The 15,616-nt window shown below is 51.4% G+C and carries 14 protein-coding genes; 13 read left to right on the top strand and 1 reads right to left on the bottom strand.

Annotated features, from left to right (window positions below):
- Nucleotides 1-118: 118 nt before the first annotated feature.
- Nucleotides 119-964, top strand: a complete 846-nt coding sequence (locus FKP33_RS06280; protein WP_141334243.1) for a DUF429 domain-containing protein — start codon at nucleotides 119-121, stop codon at nucleotides 962-964.
- A 233-nt stretch (nucleotides 965-1,197) separates the two neighbouring features.
- Nucleotides 1,198-2,145: an NAD-dependent epimerase/dehydratase family protein gene (locus tag FKP33_RS06275; RefSeq protein WP_141334241.1), complete on the top strand. Its 948-nt coding sequence runs from the start codon at nucleotides 1,198-1,200 to the stop codon at nucleotides 2,143-2,145.
- Nucleotides 2,146-2,354: 209 nt separating this feature from the next.
- Here the strand turns inward: FKP33_RS06275 and FKP33_RS06270 are convergent, their stop codons facing one another.
- Nucleotides 2,355-3,332, bottom strand: a complete 978-nt coding sequence (locus FKP33_RS06270) for an aldo/keto reductase (RefSeq protein WP_054797155.1) — start codon at nucleotides 3,330-3,332, stop codon at nucleotides 2,355-2,357.
- A gap of 245 nt (nucleotides 3,333-3,577) precedes the next feature.
- Between FKP33_RS06270 and FKP33_RS06265 the strand changes: the two genes are divergently transcribed.
- From FKP33_RS06265 to FKP33_RS06215, 11 genes are all read left to right on the top strand, one after another.
- Nucleotides 3,578-4,300 (top strand): MBL fold metallo-hydrolase, encoded by a 723-nt coding sequence (locus FKP33_RS06265; RefSeq protein WP_306439339.1) that lies wholly within the window; start codon nucleotides 3,578-3,580, stop codon nucleotides 4,298-4,300.
- A gap of 31 nt (nucleotides 4,301-4,331) precedes the next feature.
- A complete protein-coding gene (locus FKP33_RS06260; RefSeq protein ID WP_127607156.1) occupies nucleotides 4,332-5,012 on the top strand; it encodes a CoA transferase subunit A in 681 nt (226 codons plus the stop codon).
- Nucleotide 5,013: 1 nt separating this feature from the next.
- Complete coding sequence (locus tag FKP33_RS06255; protein WP_054797115.1) at nucleotides 5,014-5,667, top strand: 3-oxoacid CoA-transferase subunit B; 654 nt, start codon at nucleotides 5,014-5,016, stop codon at nucleotides 5,665-5,667.
- 18 nt (nucleotides 5,668-5,685) lie between these two features.
- Complete coding sequence (locus FKP33_RS06250; protein WP_141334239.1) at nucleotides 5,686-6,888, top strand: thiolase family protein; 1,203 nt, start codon at nucleotides 5,686-5,688, stop codon at nucleotides 6,886-6,888.
- Between the two features lie 121 nt (nucleotides 6,889-7,009).
- The gene (locus tag FKP33_RS06245) at nucleotides 7,010-7,897 is read left to right on the top strand and encodes an SDR family NAD(P)-dependent oxidoreductase (protein WP_218029633.1); all 888 of its coding nucleotides are present in this window, start codon (nucleotides 7,010-7,012) and stop codon (nucleotides 7,895-7,897) included.
- Nucleotides 7,898-7,911: 14 nt separating this feature from the next.
- Nucleotides 7,912-9,150: an ABC transporter substrate-binding protein gene (locus FKP33_RS06240; RefSeq protein ID WP_141334237.1), complete on the top strand. Its 1,239-nt coding sequence runs from the start codon at nucleotides 7,912-7,914 to the stop codon at nucleotides 9,148-9,150.
- A 52-nt stretch (nucleotides 9,151-9,202) separates the two neighbouring features.
- Complete coding sequence (locus FKP33_RS06235; RefSeq protein ID WP_127607165.1) at nucleotides 9,203-10,072, top strand: branched-chain amino acid ABC transporter permease; 870 nt, start codon at nucleotides 9,203-9,205, stop codon at nucleotides 10,070-10,072.
- Nucleotides 10,069-11,088 carry a branched-chain amino acid ABC transporter permease gene (locus FKP33_RS06230; RefSeq protein WP_127607167.1) on the top strand — a complete coding sequence of 340 codons (1,020 nt, stop codon included), beginning with the start codon at nucleotides 10,069-10,071 and terminating at the stop codon, nucleotides 11,086-11,088. The genes FKP33_RS06235 and FKP33_RS06230 overlap by 4 nt, the downstream gene beginning before the upstream one ends.
- Nucleotides 11,085-11,846 (top strand): ABC transporter ATP-binding protein, encoded by a 762-nt coding sequence (locus FKP33_RS06225; RefSeq protein ID WP_054797121.1) that lies wholly within the window; start codon nucleotides 11,085-11,087, stop codon nucleotides 11,844-11,846. The genes FKP33_RS06230 and FKP33_RS06225 overlap by 4 nt, the downstream gene beginning before the upstream one ends.
- The gene (locus FKP33_RS06220; RefSeq protein WP_127607169.1) at nucleotides 11,833-12,546 is read left to right on the top strand and encodes an ABC transporter ATP-binding protein; all 714 of its coding nucleotides are present in this window, start codon (nucleotides 11,833-11,835) and stop codon (nucleotides 12,544-12,546) included. The genes FKP33_RS06225 and FKP33_RS06220 overlap by 14 nt, the downstream gene beginning before the upstream one ends.
- A gap of 145 nt (nucleotides 12,547-12,691) precedes the next feature.
- Nucleotides 12,692-15,463: an AfsR/SARP family transcriptional regulator gene (locus FKP33_RS06215; protein WP_181410058.1), complete on the top strand. Its 2,772-nt coding sequence runs from the start codon at nucleotides 12,692-12,694 to the stop codon at nucleotides 15,461-15,463.
- Nucleotides 15,464-15,616: the final 153 nt, after the last annotated feature.

Below are 15,616 nucleotides of genomic sequence, written 5' to 3'. Positions count from 1 at the left end.
AGAGTCCGGTTCAATCCGTTACAACGTATGTCAGCGGCTGAATTTCCGCTTGTACGGCTGTCCCTGCCCGCATATATCGGGCTCCTCACGCGAGCCGTAAGGGAATGCGGCGGCCTGTATGATACAATCGGAATATACCCATTTATGGGAAGAAGCGGGGGCGAATCGTTTGCAACATATTCCGGAAAAGCAAGGAAGCGCGGCGGTATATGTCGGCATCGACGGATGTCCGGGCGGTTGGTTCGCCGTCGCCTTGACGGGGGAAGACGGCGGCTGGCTGACATCGTTGTATGCGACCGTCGAAGAGCTGTGGGCCGCTTATGGGCATGCCCGGCTGCTGCTGATCGACATGCCGATCGGGTTGGCGGACGGGCCGCTGGACCGGCGGTGCGATGCGCTCGCCAGGGAGCGGCTAAAGCCCGGACGAGCATCAAGTATTTTTCCTGCGCCCGTTCGCGAAGTGCTGGAAGCCGCCGATTACGCGGAGGCGAACCGTGTGCAGCGGGAAGTAAGCGGACGCGGGTTGTCCCGGCAATCCTGGGGGCTGGTCGGAAAAATCCGCGAGCTCGACGAGCTGCTGCGGCGCGACCCGCAAGCGCGGGAAGCGTTCCGCGAAGCGCACCCGGAGCTTGTCTTCGCCGGACTGTCCGGCCGGCCGATGGAACACGGCAAAAAAACGGAAGACGGGTATGCGGAGAGGATGAGCCTCTTACAGAGCGTATACCCGTCCTCCGGCCGGATCGTAGAGGAGACGCTCGCCCGTTACCCGAGGCGTACGGTACGGCGCGACGATATCGTTGACGCGCTTGTCCTGGCCGCTGCCGCACGGCTGTGCGGCGGGACGCCGGACGAGCTGCCCGAGACGGGCGACACGGATCGCGCCGGTTTGCGGCGGACGATTTCCTTTGTCGATCGGGTCCGCAGGTCAAAGCCCGGCTGGGCGGAAATTCCGACGCCTCTTTGAACGAGACTCCCGGCATCCCCTGAGGCTGTATGGCGCTGTTGAAGACGTGGCTGGGAATCGCCGTACCCGGAGCGCTCTGATTCGCTCATCAGCGCGTGAAAGAAGGCTTGCGCGCTCGGGCAGGGGCTGCTGTCGTCAAGTTTGGCGAAGCGATTGTCTATGGCGGGAAACGGGTTGTTAGCGGTATGATGGTAGAAACTGACTTAGGAAGAAGGGACGGGGGCTAACGCGTTATGAACATCTTAGTTACCGGAGGGGCTGGCTTTATCGGCAGTCATTTGGCGGCCAAGCTGCTCGCCGAGCACGACGTGACGATCGTCGATATGCTGCATCCTTACTATTCGCCCGAACGAAAGCGGGCTCATCTGGAGGAAGTGGTCGGAAGCGGGGCTTGCCGCTGGATCGAGGCGGATTTGCGCGATGAGGATGGACTGCGCCGCATCATGGAGGCGGGACGTTTCGATGCGGTGTATCACCTGGCGGCAGTTCCCGGCGTGACGCCGTCGATCGCCGATCCGCACGGTTATGTCGACCATAACATTCATGCGACGATCAATGTGCTGCGAACAGCCGGGGAAACGGGCGTAAATCATGTGCTGTTCGCCTCCTCGTCCTCTGTATACGGGGAACGGGAAGGCGAGGCGATTCGCGAAGAAGCCGCCAACGGCCGCGTCATCTCTCCTTATGCGGCGTCGAAGGTGGCGGGCGAGTCGCTGTGCCATACGTACAAGTATTTGTATGGGTACCGGATGACGATACTGCGCTTTTTTACCGTGTACGGTCCTTGGGGACGTCCGGACATGGCGATTGCCAAATTCATCCGCAGCGCGATGAACGGCCGGGCGATCGAAGTGTTCGGGGAAGGATCGGCGCGGGATTACACGTATATCGACGACATTGCGGACGGGCTGAAGGCGGCGCTGAACAGTCCGGAGGATGTCGGCGTGTATAATTTGGGCTGCGGGCGGCCGGTTGAGATGAATCGTTTGCTGGACGGGCTGCAATCGTATTTTCCCGATCTGCAAATTGTGCGCAAGCCGGAACGGGTCGGCGACGTGAAGATGACGTGGGCCGATACGTCCAAGGCGGAAGCGCTGCTCGGTTATCGTCCGAAGGTGAGCATCGAAGAAGGGCTGGCCCGCTCGATCGCTTGGGCGCGAAGCCGTCCCGAACACGTCTAGAGCCGGGGAGCCCCTGAGGCCAGGCGGGCGGGCGCTCCAATGAACGAAGCGAAGGACGCCGTCTGCCCGTTCTTCGTTACGGGCACTTATTTCCTGGGGAATGTCCGCATGCATGTTCCGCGCTTCGGCAAGGAGCATGCTGGACATCCATGTTCGTGAAAGGCCCAAAAAAAGTTCGGCCCCCTGCAGGCCGAACTTTTTTTAACCTCTTATGGCATGTTCGCGCCTCTGGCGCTGACATACAGCTGATACCACTCCTCGCGGGTCATCAGCTCCGCTTGGCGCTCCGCATCGCGGCAGGCGGCGATCCGCTTCGGATTGGCGGTGCCGATTACGGGCTGGATGCGCGCCGGATGTTTCATCAGCCAGCCGAGGACGATGGCTTCCGGCGTCGTTTCCTTCTGCTGCGCCAGCCTGGCGACGAGCGCGGCCGTTTGCCGGATGTGCTCCGGCTCGCTGTCCGCCGCACGTCCGGTGAATACCCCGCGGGCGAGCGGGCTCCACGCTTGGATTTGGATGCGTTCCGTTTGGCAGAACTCCAACAAGCCCTCGGCGAAGTTGACGCTCGTGCCTGCGTGCTGATTGACGAGAATGCCCTGCTCCAGCCAGTGCAAATGCCCCAAGCTCATTTCGAGCTGGTTGACGATGATCGGCTCGGACGACGCCTGCTGCAGGAAACGAATTTGCCCGGCGCTCATATTGGAAACGCCGAACCGCTTCGCTTTGCCCGACGATTTCAGCGAATGGATCGCTTCCGCAACTTCGTCAGGCTCCATTAACGGATCGGGCCGGTGCAGCAGCAAAATATCCAGCGTCTCGATCCCGAGCCTTTGCAGAATGCCGTCCACCGCATTCAAAATGTGCGATTTTGAAAAATCGTACCGGCTCGGCACGTCGCCCTCCGCAAATCGGATGCCGCATTTGGACTGGATGACGATACTGTCGCGAAGCTGCGGCCGCTTTTTCAACACTTGTCCGAAGACGGTCTCCGCTTTCCCCATCGTATAGATATCGGCGTGGTCGAACATCGTAATGCCGGCCTCCAGCGCCGCTTCGACCGCCGACTCGGCATGTTTCAGGTGTTCATTCGTAATGGGGTCGCGGTTCCAGCCTCCGCCAAGCCCCATGCATCCCAGCACGAGCCTGCTCGTATTCAAGCCCCAATGCGATAACGGTTGTGATTTCATCGTATCCTCCTTCATGATGTACACCAACAAATCCATCATAGCCGATCTGCCGGCTTAACAAAAGGGATAAAATCGTTGAAACTCTTCGTTATAGGCATAGATTTGTAAGATATTCAGATGAACCTGTAAGGATCCAGTTAGATTTTTGTTTTACTCTTGTAACGGGGTATGAGCCGCAAGAAACGCTTCGGAGAAACGAGGTGAGCCACAGTTCATTGACCAGGCTGATGACGGAAGACGTTGCGATGAATAAGAAACTACCCATCGAAGATCATTTTCACAAGGAGAATGGTGATATGCAGGCAGCCGGGCTGGCAGCTCTTGACTTAACGATGGTATTTGGCGGAGATCGCAAGATCATTCATCCTGCACTGATTTGGGACGAACAAGATGTTATTTTGGTGGATACCGGCACGCCCGGGCAATTGGAAGCGATCAGGAATGAAATGGAAAAACTGGGGGTACCTTTTCGTAAGCTCACTAAAATTATCGTAACCCATCAAGATCTGGATCATATCGGCAGCTTGCCGGAATTGCTCGGCGCGGCTGACCACAAAATTGAAGTGCTGGCGCACGAAATGACGAAGCCGTATCTGGAAGGCGACAAACGGCTGATCCGCTTGCCTGCCGCTGCGCTGGCCCCTGCTGCGAAGGTGGATACCGTGCTTAAGGATGGCGAAGTATTGCCCTATTGCGGAGGAATCACGGTGATATCGACTCCGGGGCATACGCCGGATCACACCAGTTTCTACGTGCACGCATATAGAACATTGCTCGCCGGTGACGCGGCCATCGCCGTTCAGGGTCGGTTGCTCGGACCGGCGCAGCAGCACACGCTTGATATGGATGAAGCGATCCGCTCGCTCTCCAAGTTATTGTCGTACGACATCGAGACGGTGGTTTGCTACCATGGGGGGATTTGCCGGCATGAGGTGAAGCAGCGTCTTGCCATGCTGGCAAACACGTAACACCGGATGCAGTCTTTAGGAGGGGATGAGGATGCAAAAACGGAAAGCGGCCGATGAGGTAATACGCGTCATTACATCCGGCAACACCATCATGGTCGGAGGATTTGGCTTGGTGGGCGCTCCTTTAAGCCTGATCGACGCCCTGACCCGTCATGATGCCGAACAGCTGACGGTGATCAGCAATAACCTGGGCGAACCGGGAAAAGGCCTGGGCCTCTTGTTGCGACAAGGCAAGATCAAGAAGGCGATCGGGTCTTATTTCACAAGCAACCGGGAAGTAGGAGACCGCTTTAACGAAGGCAAGCTGGAGATCGAGCTGTTGCCCCAAGGGACGATGGCCGAATCGATCCGGGCCGGAGGCGCGGGTATTGGCGGTTACTACACCAAGACGAGTGTAGGTACGGAATTGGCCAAAGGCAAGGAAGTAAAGGAAATCAACGGCCAGTTATATGTGCTGGAGAAGCCCTTGTGGGCGAATGTCTCCTTAATTAGAGCGGCGAAGGCCGATACGCTCGGAAATTTGGTTTATTACAAGACCGCGCGCAATTTTAACCCGGTGATGGCGACGGCGGCGGACTACGTGATCGCAGAGGTTGATGAAATCGTCGAAGCGGGAGAGCTTTCGCCTGAAGAAATTGTAACTCCTCATTTATTTGTAGACGCCATTGTGAAGAGCACGCTGGTGTTGGGAAAAGAAGGAGTTGAATCTTAATATGCGTTCGAATCAGGAGATCCAAGAGTTGATTGCCAAGCGGGCTGCGGTGGAAATTCAGCCTTATTCGATAGTTAATCTGGGGATAGGCATTCCTACGTTAATAGCCAAATATGTGAAGCCGGACGGCGGTTATTTCCATACCGAGAACGGGATGCTGGGTGTCAAGGAGCTGACGAGCGAAGAGGAGCTCGACCCGAATTTGGTCAATGCCGGGAAGCTGCCGATCGCTGAGCAAATCGGCGCCTCTTACTTTAATAGCGCGGAGTCGTTCGCCATGATTCGCGGGGGGCATGTGGACATGGCATTTCTAGGCGCCTTGCAGATCGACGAACACGGGCATATCGCCAATTGGGCCATACCCGGACAAAGCATTATGGGAGTCGGGGGAGCGATGGATCTGCTGAGCGGGGTGAAGAAGGTCGTGATCACGATGAACCATACCGCCAAGAACGGAGCTGCCAAAATCGTGAAATCGTGCACCTATCCGATCACCTCGGTACGGAAAGTGGATATCATTATTACCGAGCTGGCCGTGTTTGCCTATCGGAACGAGCGGTTGGTATTGACAGAGCTGATGCCTGGAGCCGACCTGAACGAAGTGAAGGACAAGACGGAGGCATCCTTTGAAATCGCCGACTCTGTCACACAATGAACGGAGGTGCCCGAACAAATGGATAACCGCGTATATGTAGTAAGCGCTCATCGGACAGCGGTGGGCAAATTAGGCGGAGCGCTTAAGGATATGCAGCCGGATGCTCTGCTGCTCCCTTTATTCCAGAATTTGAAGGAGAAAAACCTGATTCCCGACGAAGCCATCGATGAAGTCATTATCGGCCAAGCGAAGCAAAGTCAGGATCAATCGAATATTGCCAGAATGGCTCTGCTAAAGGCAGGCTTTCCGGAATCGCTTCCCGGGTATACGGTCCATCGTCAATGCGGCTCCGGCATGCAGGCTATCCATAATGCGTATTTGTCCATCCGCGCCGGAACCGGACACGCCTATGTCGCAGGAGGGGTGGAAAGTATGAGCAACGCCCCCTATTATATCCGAAACGCCCGATTTGGCTTTCTTTCCGGAAACAGCGAGATTTTGGACCCCAATAAAGAAAGTCAGCCGGGCTCGCAGCCGGAAGAAAAGTATGGCCGTCTCGTCATGGGCATGACGGCGGAAAATTTGGCCGAGGAGTACTCGATTTCCCGCGAAGAACAAGACCGTTTTGCTTACGATAGCCAGATCAAGGCTCGTGCCGCCATAGAAGGAAATGATTTTAAGGACGAAATTGTCCCGGTTGTCGTACCGCAGCCAAAAGGAAAATCTTCCATTTTTAATACTGACGAGCATCCAAGACTAACGGATTTGGAGAAACTGGCAAGCCTGCAGCCGGTTTTCAAGAAGAATGGAACGGTGACCGCCGGCAATTCTTCCGGTTTAAATGACGGCGCCTCCTTGCTGTTGCTGGTTTCCGGAGAGATGTTGAAGCGGTATAAATTGGAGCCGCTGGCTGAAGTAGCGGGCCTTGGGGTGTCGGGCGTGCAGCCGGAGCGGATGGGGATCGGACCGGTAGAGGCAACGAAGAAAGCATTGGCTATGGCCGGTCTGACGCTCCAGGATCTGGATCTGATTGAACTGAACGAAGCATTCGCCGCTCAAGCGTTAGCCGTTATCAAGGAACTGAACTTACCGCTGGACAAGACGAATGTGAACGGAGGGGCAATCGCCCTGGGACATCCGATTGGGAACAGCGGTGCAAGAATTAGTGTGACCTTGATCCATGCGATGCTGAAAAGACAGGTGACCTGGGGCCTCGCCACCCTATGCATTGCCGGAGGTCAGGGGATTTCCACGATATTCCGCGCGGTTCGAAATACATGAATACATTTCATTATGCGAAGTAAATTTTATATTACAAATTGAAAGCGTGTGCATGTTATTGATATAGTGATATAGGGATTAGATCATGCTATCGATACGCACCGCAAATATGGAGGAAACGATGATGAAGGATCTAGCAGGCAAGGTCGCATTTATTACCGGCGGGGGAAGCGGAGTAGGGCTGGGCATGGCGAAAGTGTTCTCGGCCGCTGGCATGAACGTGGTCATCGCCGACATTCGTCAGGATCATCTGGATCAGGCGATGGCGTATTTCAACGAACGGAACGCTCAAGTGCATGCCATTCATCTCGATATTACGGATCGGAAGGCGATGGCCGAGGCGGCGGATGAAGCGGAGCGCGTATTCGGCAAGGTGCAGCTCTTATGCAATAATGCCGGCGTCAACCTGCTGAACCACATCGAGAAGGTGACCTACGATGATTGGGACTGGTTAATGAACGTTAATCTGAACGGCGTCATCAACGGGATTCAAACCTTCGTTCCGCGCATGATCGAGTACGGCAAGGGCGGACACATCGTGAACACCGCATCCATGTCCGCTTTTTACGCGATTCAAGGCAGCACCGTGTATACGACGTCGAAATTCGCGGTACGGGGGATGAGCGAGGCGCTCCGCCTCGATCTGGAGCCCCGTGGTATCGGCGTATCGGTGCTTTGTCCAGGCGCGGTCAATACGAATATTCACGAGTCGGTGGTCACCCGTCCGCAGCAGCTTTCCGACACGAAGACCCAGGTGGATGCCGAAACGATGAATCGAATGAAAGCGTTCAGCGAGGGCGGGATGGACCCCGTCAAATTAGGCGAGAAGGTGCTGGAGGCGGTCGAGAACAATGCCCCTTACATTATTCCTTATTCGGAATTCCGCGGGCTGTTGACACGCTTGCACAACGTGGTGCTGGATGCGATGCCGCTTCCCGAGAATGACCCGGATGCGATCAAGCGCGTTGAGACGATGAACAAGCATAGTAAGAGCAACCATAACCTGTAGCCGGAGGGATTCTCATGAGATTAACAAACAAAGGTATGCAAAGATCACTCGCTGTTGTCATAGCAGCTTTTCTCCTGTTTCTGACTGCCTGTGGAAGCAATGGAGGCAGCGCGCCGGCAAGCTCAGGTACGGAAAAGCCGGCTGGCAATCAAGCAGATTCGGTTAAAGTCGGCGTATTGCTGACCTTCAGCGGTCCGTTCGCAACGGTCGGAGAAGGCTTGAAGCGCGGGCTGGAGCTTTATTTCGAGTTAAATAACCATACGGTGGGCGGCAAAAAAGTAGAGCTTGTTTATGAAGATGACGAGAACAATCCGCAAGTGGCCTTGCGTAAATATCACAAGCTGGTTGACGAAGACAAGATTGATTTGCTTATCGGGATGACGACCAGTACGACTTTATACGCTCTGAGGGACCAGATTGACAGGGATAAGAAGCCTCTGATCGTTGCCAATGCGGGCGGGAACGACAGCTCGTGGGACAAGAAGAGCGACTACATTTACAGAGCAGCCGCTTCCAACTATCAGCAAGGCGCTGCGATTTCCGATTATATAGCCAAGAATGTCGGGAAGAAGGCGTATATCGTTTCATATGACAATCCTGCGGGTCGCGAGCAGGCTGAAGCTTTCAAGAGCGCCTATGAAGCTGCGGGCGGCCAAGTGATGCAAATGGAATTTCCTAAAGTAGGCACGAACGATTTTGCCGGGTTCATGACTCAAATCGCCCAAGCCAAGCCGGATGTCGTGTACAATATGGGACCGAGCACGGACGGGATGAGGTTTGCTGTTCAATTCAAGGAATTCGGTTTGAAGGATAAAATCGCGTTAATTTCTACAGTGCCGACGGATTTGGCCACGACGCCGGAAATGATCGCCGCTCTGGATGGCGTATACGGGATCAAAATTTTCAAAGATTCCTTGGACAATCCGGCGACTAAAAAGTTTATGGAAGCTTTCACGAAGAAGTATCCTAACATTCCGCCTAACATTGAAATTATGGGATACGATTCTGCTATGCTGGCTGACAAAGCGATCGAAAAGGCCGGAAGCACAAAGGCAGAGGATCTGATTCAAGTGATGAAGAACATTAGCCTCGACAGTCCTCGCGGTAAATTTCAAATGGATCCTAAAACAAACAATCCGATATCCGACTTTTTTGTGCAGAAATTTGTAGTGAAAGACGGAAAGCTCGGATTCGAGTATCTGGATACGATGAAAGATGTAGGGATGCCTGAAAAAAATCCATTCAAAAAATAAATCACACCCGTAAAGGAATGTGTTTGTAAGCGCATTCATTGGAGGAGATAACTTGAATGTATCCACATTATTACTACAACTTCTAACAGGCTTGGCTTATGGAATGCTCTTGTTTATGATCGCATCGGGAATGTCTATTATATTCGGCTTAATGAATGTGGTGAATATGACTCATGGTACATTTTTTGCGCTCGGTGCATATCTCGCCTATACATTTACGAGTCAGCACTTCGGATTTTGGGTCTCGTTGATTTTATCTGTCATTGTGGTTGGCGGGATCGGCCTGTTTATTGAACGCGTGCTGCTGGCCCCTGTTTACGGATCGCATGATAAAGAAGTTCTGATGACCTTTGGACTCATGTTTATTATTGCCGATTTGATGAAGTGGATGTGGGGCTCCAATCCGCTAACTTTAGGCGTGCCTCCCATTCTTAACTTTTCCATTTCGATGGGACCTGTCATGTTTCCGTCGTATCGGCTGTTCGTCATTATCATCGGAATCCTGCTGGCTTTCGTTCTGTGGTATATGGAAAATCACACTCAAACCGGCGCGATTATTCGGGCGGGCGTTGATGATAGGACGATGCTGGGCGCACTAGGGATCAACGTGAAATTCGTGTTTGCCAGCGTATTTGTTTTTGGGGCGGCTTTGGCGGCATTCGGCGGCGTATTGGCCGGACCGATCCTGAGCTTATATAACGGGATGGATATTGAAGTTTTAATTCTTTCTCTGGTCATTGTCGTTATCGGCGGACTGGGAACCTGGAAAGGAACGTTTATCGCTGCGATTTTGATCGGTTTGATCGAAAGCATGGGTCAGGTGTATTTCCCTTCCGTTTCCATGGCGCTTATTTTCATCTTTATGATCGCCATCCTAATTGTTAAACCGACCGGATTGTTTGGAAGGGAAGTGGGAGCATGAATAAAAATCAGGTCCTTGCGATTGTTGCCGTAGCGGCAATTCTTGCCCTTCCATTCATACTTTCCACCTATGGCATCCGGTTGGCGGGCGAGCTGTTCATCATGTCCATTTTTGCCCTCAGTTTGGGCCTGCTCATGGGATATGCAGGACTTACATCGTTCGGACATGCTTCTTTTTTCGGAACGGGCGTATATGTGGTCGCGATATTGAGCCAGTTTGTGACCAACACGTATGTGCTGATCATGGCTGCCATTGTGATTACCGGGCTGCTTGCCTGGATTGCTGCACTTATGTTCGTGCGTATAACGGGATCTTACTTTTTCATGCTGACGCTTGCGTTCAACCAGCTCCTTTACGTGTTTTTCTATAAATTTAAAAGCTTGGCCGGAGGCGCGGACGGCATGTCGATCAGCGTAAGACCTGACTTTGGTTTCGGTCCTGTTACGACTCCGATAGGCCGGTATTATGTAATGGCTGTTATTTTTATCTTATGTTATATCGTGCTGCACTATTTCATCAATTCTCCGACAGGCAAAATTGTGATTGGCGTGAAAGAGAACACTTCCCGTATGCGGGCTTTGGGGTATAACACGGAAAGCTATAAAGTGCTTGCCTTCACGCTCTCTGGAATGATGGCGGGATTAGCGGGCTCGTTATACGGCTTCTCCAACCAGTTCGCCAGTCCGGAAATCATTAGCTGGGGGCTGTCCGGACAAGCGCTGATCATGGTCATTATCGGAGGCTCGGGAACGTTGCTCGGACCTCCGATCGGAGCTGCGGTGTTCGTCGTCCTGCAAAGCTATATTAGTTCCTATACGGAACGATGGCCGATTATTATGGGCGCTCTGTTTCTCATTCTTGTTTTGCTAGGACGCGGTGGCGTGGCTCATTTGCTGATCGGCCTGTGGAGAAAGCTGACCCTGCCTCGCACGGACGTTGACGCGGATAATCAGAAGCCGTCCTATGCAATGCCCAAAGTTACGGAAAGCGACAGCGTAGGAGGGAACCGGCCATGAGTCTTCTGCAGGTGGAACGTTTATCGAAATCGTATAAAGCTTTGCAGGTGCTCAAGCAGGTTCATCTGGAGGTGAAGCCCGAGGAGCGGCATGTGATCATCGGGCCGAACGGAGCGGGGAAAACGACGCTGTTTCACTGTATTACGGGAGTCGTGCCCATGAATGAAGGAATCGTGAGAATTCATGGCCAGGATGTAAGCCGGATGCCTTCCCATACCCGGGTATCGGCCGGCATGGCGCGAACGTTTCAGAAAAACAATTTGTTCGGCAAATTAACGATTGAGGAGAACTTGCACTTAGCCATTACGGCCTGCAAGCCTTATCGGAACCGTTTATTTAAACCGCTGAACCAATATCGCGATATGATGGAAGAAGCGGAAGAGCTGCTGACCCAGTGGAATCTGTGGGAGCGCCGGAAACGTGTGGTGAACGAGCTGTCATACGGGGAGCAGCGATTGCTGGAGATCATGCTTGCGATCGCTTCGAAACCGCGTATTTTGCTGCTGGATGAACCGACGTCAGGCATGTCGCCGGCCGAAACGGTCCAGACAACGAAGCTGATTCAAGGCTTGCCCCGCTCCATTTCGCTATTGGTCATCGAACACGATATGGAAGTCGTATTTTCGATTGCGGACCGCATTACCGTGCTGCATCATGGGGAAGTGTTCTTAACCGGCAGCCCTGATGAAATAAGCGGAGACGAACGAGTGAAGGCGATTTATTTCGGCGGAGGTGCACGGGAACATGCTCAAGCTTGAGAACGTTCATACGTACTATGGGAACAGCCACATTCTGCAAGGCGTTTCGTTCGAAATTCCGAAAGGCAAGTGTGTTGCGCTGCTCGGCCGCAACGGTGCGGGCAAAACGACAACGATCCATTCCATCGCCGGTCTGACTCCTCCCCGTAAAGGAAGCATCCGATACGGGGATAAGGAGATATTAGGCGAAGCTCCTTATCGTATTGCCAAGCTGGGCTTCGGTTTGGTCCCGCAGGGAAGACGTATCTTTCCATCGTTAACGATCAGAGAAAATTTGACGATGCCTGCAAGGAAGCCGCAAAATTCAGGGGATACGAAGCTGGACCCGTGGACTTTGGAGAAAGTATACGAGCTGTTTCCGGTTCTTCAGGAACGGGAAACCAATATGGGCAACCAGCTTTCGGGCGGGCAGCAGCAAATGCTGGCTATCGGAAGAGCGCTTATGACCAATCCCCATTTCCTGCTGATGGATGAACCGTCCGAGGGTCTTGCACCGGTTATTATCGGGCAGGTGGGCGAAATTATTAGAACTTTGAAGCAAAAGGGTTTATCGATTCTCCTGGTGGAACAAAATTTTTTCTTGGCATGCGGTGTTGCGGATGAAGTGATGGTCATGAATAAAGGGCAAATTGTGTGGCAAGGGAGTCCCAAAGAACTGCTGGCGGATAACGATATTCAGCACCGCTATCTGGGTGTGTAAGAAATTCGGACCGGCGCCGGCATTCCATGGCGTCTCATCGCATCCGCTCGTATGAGGCGTCCATGAGTTGTAATTGCCAAGATCACCAAATTCCTGTAAAATTTTGAATATCATAAGTTTTCGATATTATACAGGGAGGAACGCCGTGATTATCCTTGAATCTAAACTTCGCGTGCCTAATTACTCTCTTTACCTCGTTAGAAATCGTTTATTATCGTTTATTGAAAATCATCTTGATCGTTCGCTCATTTGTTTGACCAGCGATGGAGGGTATGGCAAAACAACGTTAATCTCAAGTTTTGTTAAGGAAAAAAAGCTTCCGGCCGTCTGGTATCAGTTATCGCAGCAGGACCGAAACCCGCATACCTTTCTCTCCTATATGAAGACGGCCATCTTGCGTAGAATTTCCGGTGAACAAATGATTTACGACGTCAGACCGGAACAAATCGATGAGGAGCTTGACCATCTCTCCGCCTTGCTGTCAACTTGGCCGACCCGGCTGATCATCATCCTGGACCAATACCAATCCGTCGATCAATGCGAACAGATCCAGCACATCTTGACCAGATTGATTGAAAACGCTTCCCCGTCGGTTACTTTTATTATCACGAGCCGGACCCGTCCCAGCTTGCAGCTCGTAAGTTTAAAATTGCAGAACCGCCTGGCTGAATTGCACACCAAGGAGCTAGCGTTTACCAAAGATGAAATCGGTATGTTTTTCGTTGATTTGCACGGTATTGCCTTGCAGGAGAATGAAATAGATCTCATCTATCATAAGACGGAAGGCTGGGTGACCAGCCTGCAGCTTCTGAAGGATTTGATCAAAGAAGTGAATGATGCCGACCGTCCTTCATTTTGGCTGAAGTTCAACGGAACCCCTGACATCAACGATTACTTAAGTGCCGAGATACTGGCTTCCCAATCGGAAGAGATTCGCGACTTTCTGTATAAAACGTGTCTGCTTACGGATATCAACTCCAATGTGATTAACAAGTTTCTCGGCATTCATAATGCGGACGAAATTCTGGAACATTTACTTCGAAATCATCTGTTTATATATAAAAACAATTTGGGCATGATTAAATATCACAAGCTGTTCCGGTCATTTTTGTACCGGGAATTATCCAAGCGGCACAGTAGCACGGAAATCGACGAGTTTCACCAGAAGCTTTCGCTTATTTATGAAAAGAAATCGGATTTTATTCATGCTTTTGTCCATTCGGTGATGGGCAGTCAATTCATTAACGCCGCGACTTTAATGAAAAGCATGAAAGAGCGCTTCACCCGTTCCCAGTTTCTAACACTGATCGATAAGTTATCGGAAAATTTCTCCCCGGATCTTACTTTCGCCAGTATCAGCCTGTTCCTGTTCAGGTGCATCCCATTAGATATGATTAAAGATTTAATCACGCCGCTCGAAATCAATTTCAAAAGTATGAATGGCAATATGAACCCTAAATTATCGGTTCATTTTCAGCATCAGCTTGCAGCCATCTATTATTTTGTCGGTGAAATGAACAAGGCGGAGCAATTGTGCAGCAATTCCTTGAACGAATCGTTGAGCATCAAGGATCAAGAGATGATTTGTAAAAATTTATCGCTGCAAGCGATGCTTTGCATGAAAACCGGGAGGCAGGAGGAAGCGGTGCAATGCGCTCAAGAAGCGTTATCGTACCGGGGCACGTATAGTAATTATCATCCTCATCACATGTCATTGTGCGTATTGGCGGAAATTTATCTAGATCAAAACAAATTGTTGAAAGCGGATTCTTTGATCAAAGAAACACTGAAGCTATCGGAAGAACGCTTTGACTGTGCCATCCTGTTTCCTTACCGGTTGATGGGCAAATATTACCGTCTGCAAGGGGACTATCAAGAAGCGTTTGCCTGGTTCAGGAAAGCCGAGGATATCGGGGTTCAGTTCCATTTGGATTACGATCTTGGCAATGTTTATTTAGAGATGGTTGCCGCCTACATGGAAACCGGACAATGGGAAGAGGCGGAGCTGTATTTATCGAAATCGAGCGTGTCTTTTACACACAATATTTATTTATCCAATAAAGTCAAGCAAATGCAGCAAGCCCTTTCGGAAAAAAGGGGATCTTCTACATCGGCCGTCGACATGGCCGCCCCGACACCCCAATTGGAAGCGCACCGTCCGCTGGTCGTGCAGGAACCCGAACATGCCAAAATATCGATACGCGTCTTGGGTAAATTTGAGATTCAATCGGGGGATCAGATCGTCACCTTAAAAAGAAAATCGAGCTTAAGGCTGCTGCAATTTTTCATTACACATCGGGAAAGCAAGCTGACGAAAGACAGCATCATCGATGAAATTTTTCCCGAAGGCTCGTTTGAAGCGGTGAATAATCAATTTTATGTAACGTTGTCGTATCTTAGAAAAACGTTGGAGCCTCAATTAAAATCGGGCCGGGATTCCTTATTCATTAAGCAGTCCGGCGAACATTATACGTTAAGTTTGGATCATATGGATCTGGATATTCATCAATTCACGCAGCTTATTCATAAAGGGGAATACTCCTCGCTGGAGCATCTCGGCAAATTAAAAAAAGCGGAGCTTTTGTATCGGGGAGATTATTTCGAGGAATATCCTTATGTCAGCTTCCTTGAACTGGTTCGGGAAAAATTTCGTGTTTATTATTTAAAAGTGCTGCAGGAATTAGCTGTATATTATTGGGATCAAGCCGATTACGAGCAAGGCATTTCTTACTTTGAGAAAGCGCTGCGTAAGGAGCCTTATGAAGAAAGCGTATATTTGGAATATATGGAGCGGTTGATGAAAGCCAATCTGGTTCTGCAAGCCAAGAAAGTATCCGAACTGTATCAAAAATATATTGAAAAAGAACTGGGTATTCCTGTCCAGGCCAAATTGCAAAAAATGTTTCATTCCACGTAAGTCTCTTGACGCTGCAGGAAACCATACGCCCAAGCCTCTTCCGATGAAAAGAGGCTTGGGCTTTTTGTGCTTCCGTAGCTGCTCCGTTCCCTAATTGACACGGGGGCCGACCGTTATCACTGAAATTGTTAGAACTTGTAAAGATCGTGTAAG

Source organism: Paenibacillus sp. tmac-D7, assembly GCF_006519665.1.
Taxonomy (GTDB): domain Bacteria; phylum Bacillota; class Bacilli; order Paenibacillales; family NBRC-103111; genus Paenibacillus_G; species Paenibacillus_G validus.
Note: the sequence above shows the minus strand (reverse complement) of the source record. Positions and strands in the feature narration are given on the sequence as shown.

Coding starts and splice junctions, on each gene's coding strand:
- FKP33_RS06255 (WP_054797115.1), top strand. CDS start 5,014: ATGCGTTCGAATCAGGAGATCCAAGAGTTGATTGCCAAGCGGGCTGCG.
- FKP33_RS06220 (WP_127607169.1), top strand. CDS start 11,833: ATGCTCAAGCTTGAGAACGTTCATACGTACTATGGGAACAGCCACATT.
- FKP33_RS06250 (WP_141334239.1), top strand. CDS start 5,686: ATGGATAACCGCGTATATGTAGTAAGCGCTCATCGGACAGCGGTGGGC.
- FKP33_RS06270 (WP_054797155.1), bottom strand. CDS start 3,332: ATGAAATCACAACCGTTATCGCATTGGGGCTTGAATACGAGCAGGCTC.
- FKP33_RS06260 (WP_127607156.1), top strand. CDS start 4,332: ATGCAAAAACGGAAAGCGGCCGATGAGGTAATACGCGTCATTACATCC.
- FKP33_RS06245 (WP_218029633.1), top strand. CDS start 7,010: ATGATGAAGGATCTAGCAGGCAAGGTCGCATTTATTACCGGCGGGGGA.
- FKP33_RS06225 (WP_054797121.1), top strand. CDS start 11,085: ATGAGTCTTCTGCAGGTGGAACGTTTATCGAAATCGTATAAAGCTTTG.
- FKP33_RS06275 (WP_141334241.1), top strand. CDS start 1,198: ATGAACATCTTAGTTACCGGAGGGGCTGGCTTTATCGGCAGTCATTTG.
- FKP33_RS06240 (WP_141334237.1), top strand. CDS start 7,912: ATGAGATTAACAAACAAAGGTATGCAAAGATCACTCGCTGTTGTCATA.
- FKP33_RS06280 (WP_141334243.1), top strand. CDS start 119: ATGATACAATCGGAATATACCCATTTATGGGAAGAAGCGGGGGCGAAT.
- FKP33_RS06230 (WP_127607167.1), top strand. CDS start 10,069: ATGAATAAAAATCAGGTCCTTGCGATTGTTGCCGTAGCGGCAATTCTT.
- FKP33_RS06265 (WP_306439339.1), top strand. CDS start 3,578: ATGAATAAGAAACTACCCATCGAAGATCATTTTCACAAGGAGAATGGT.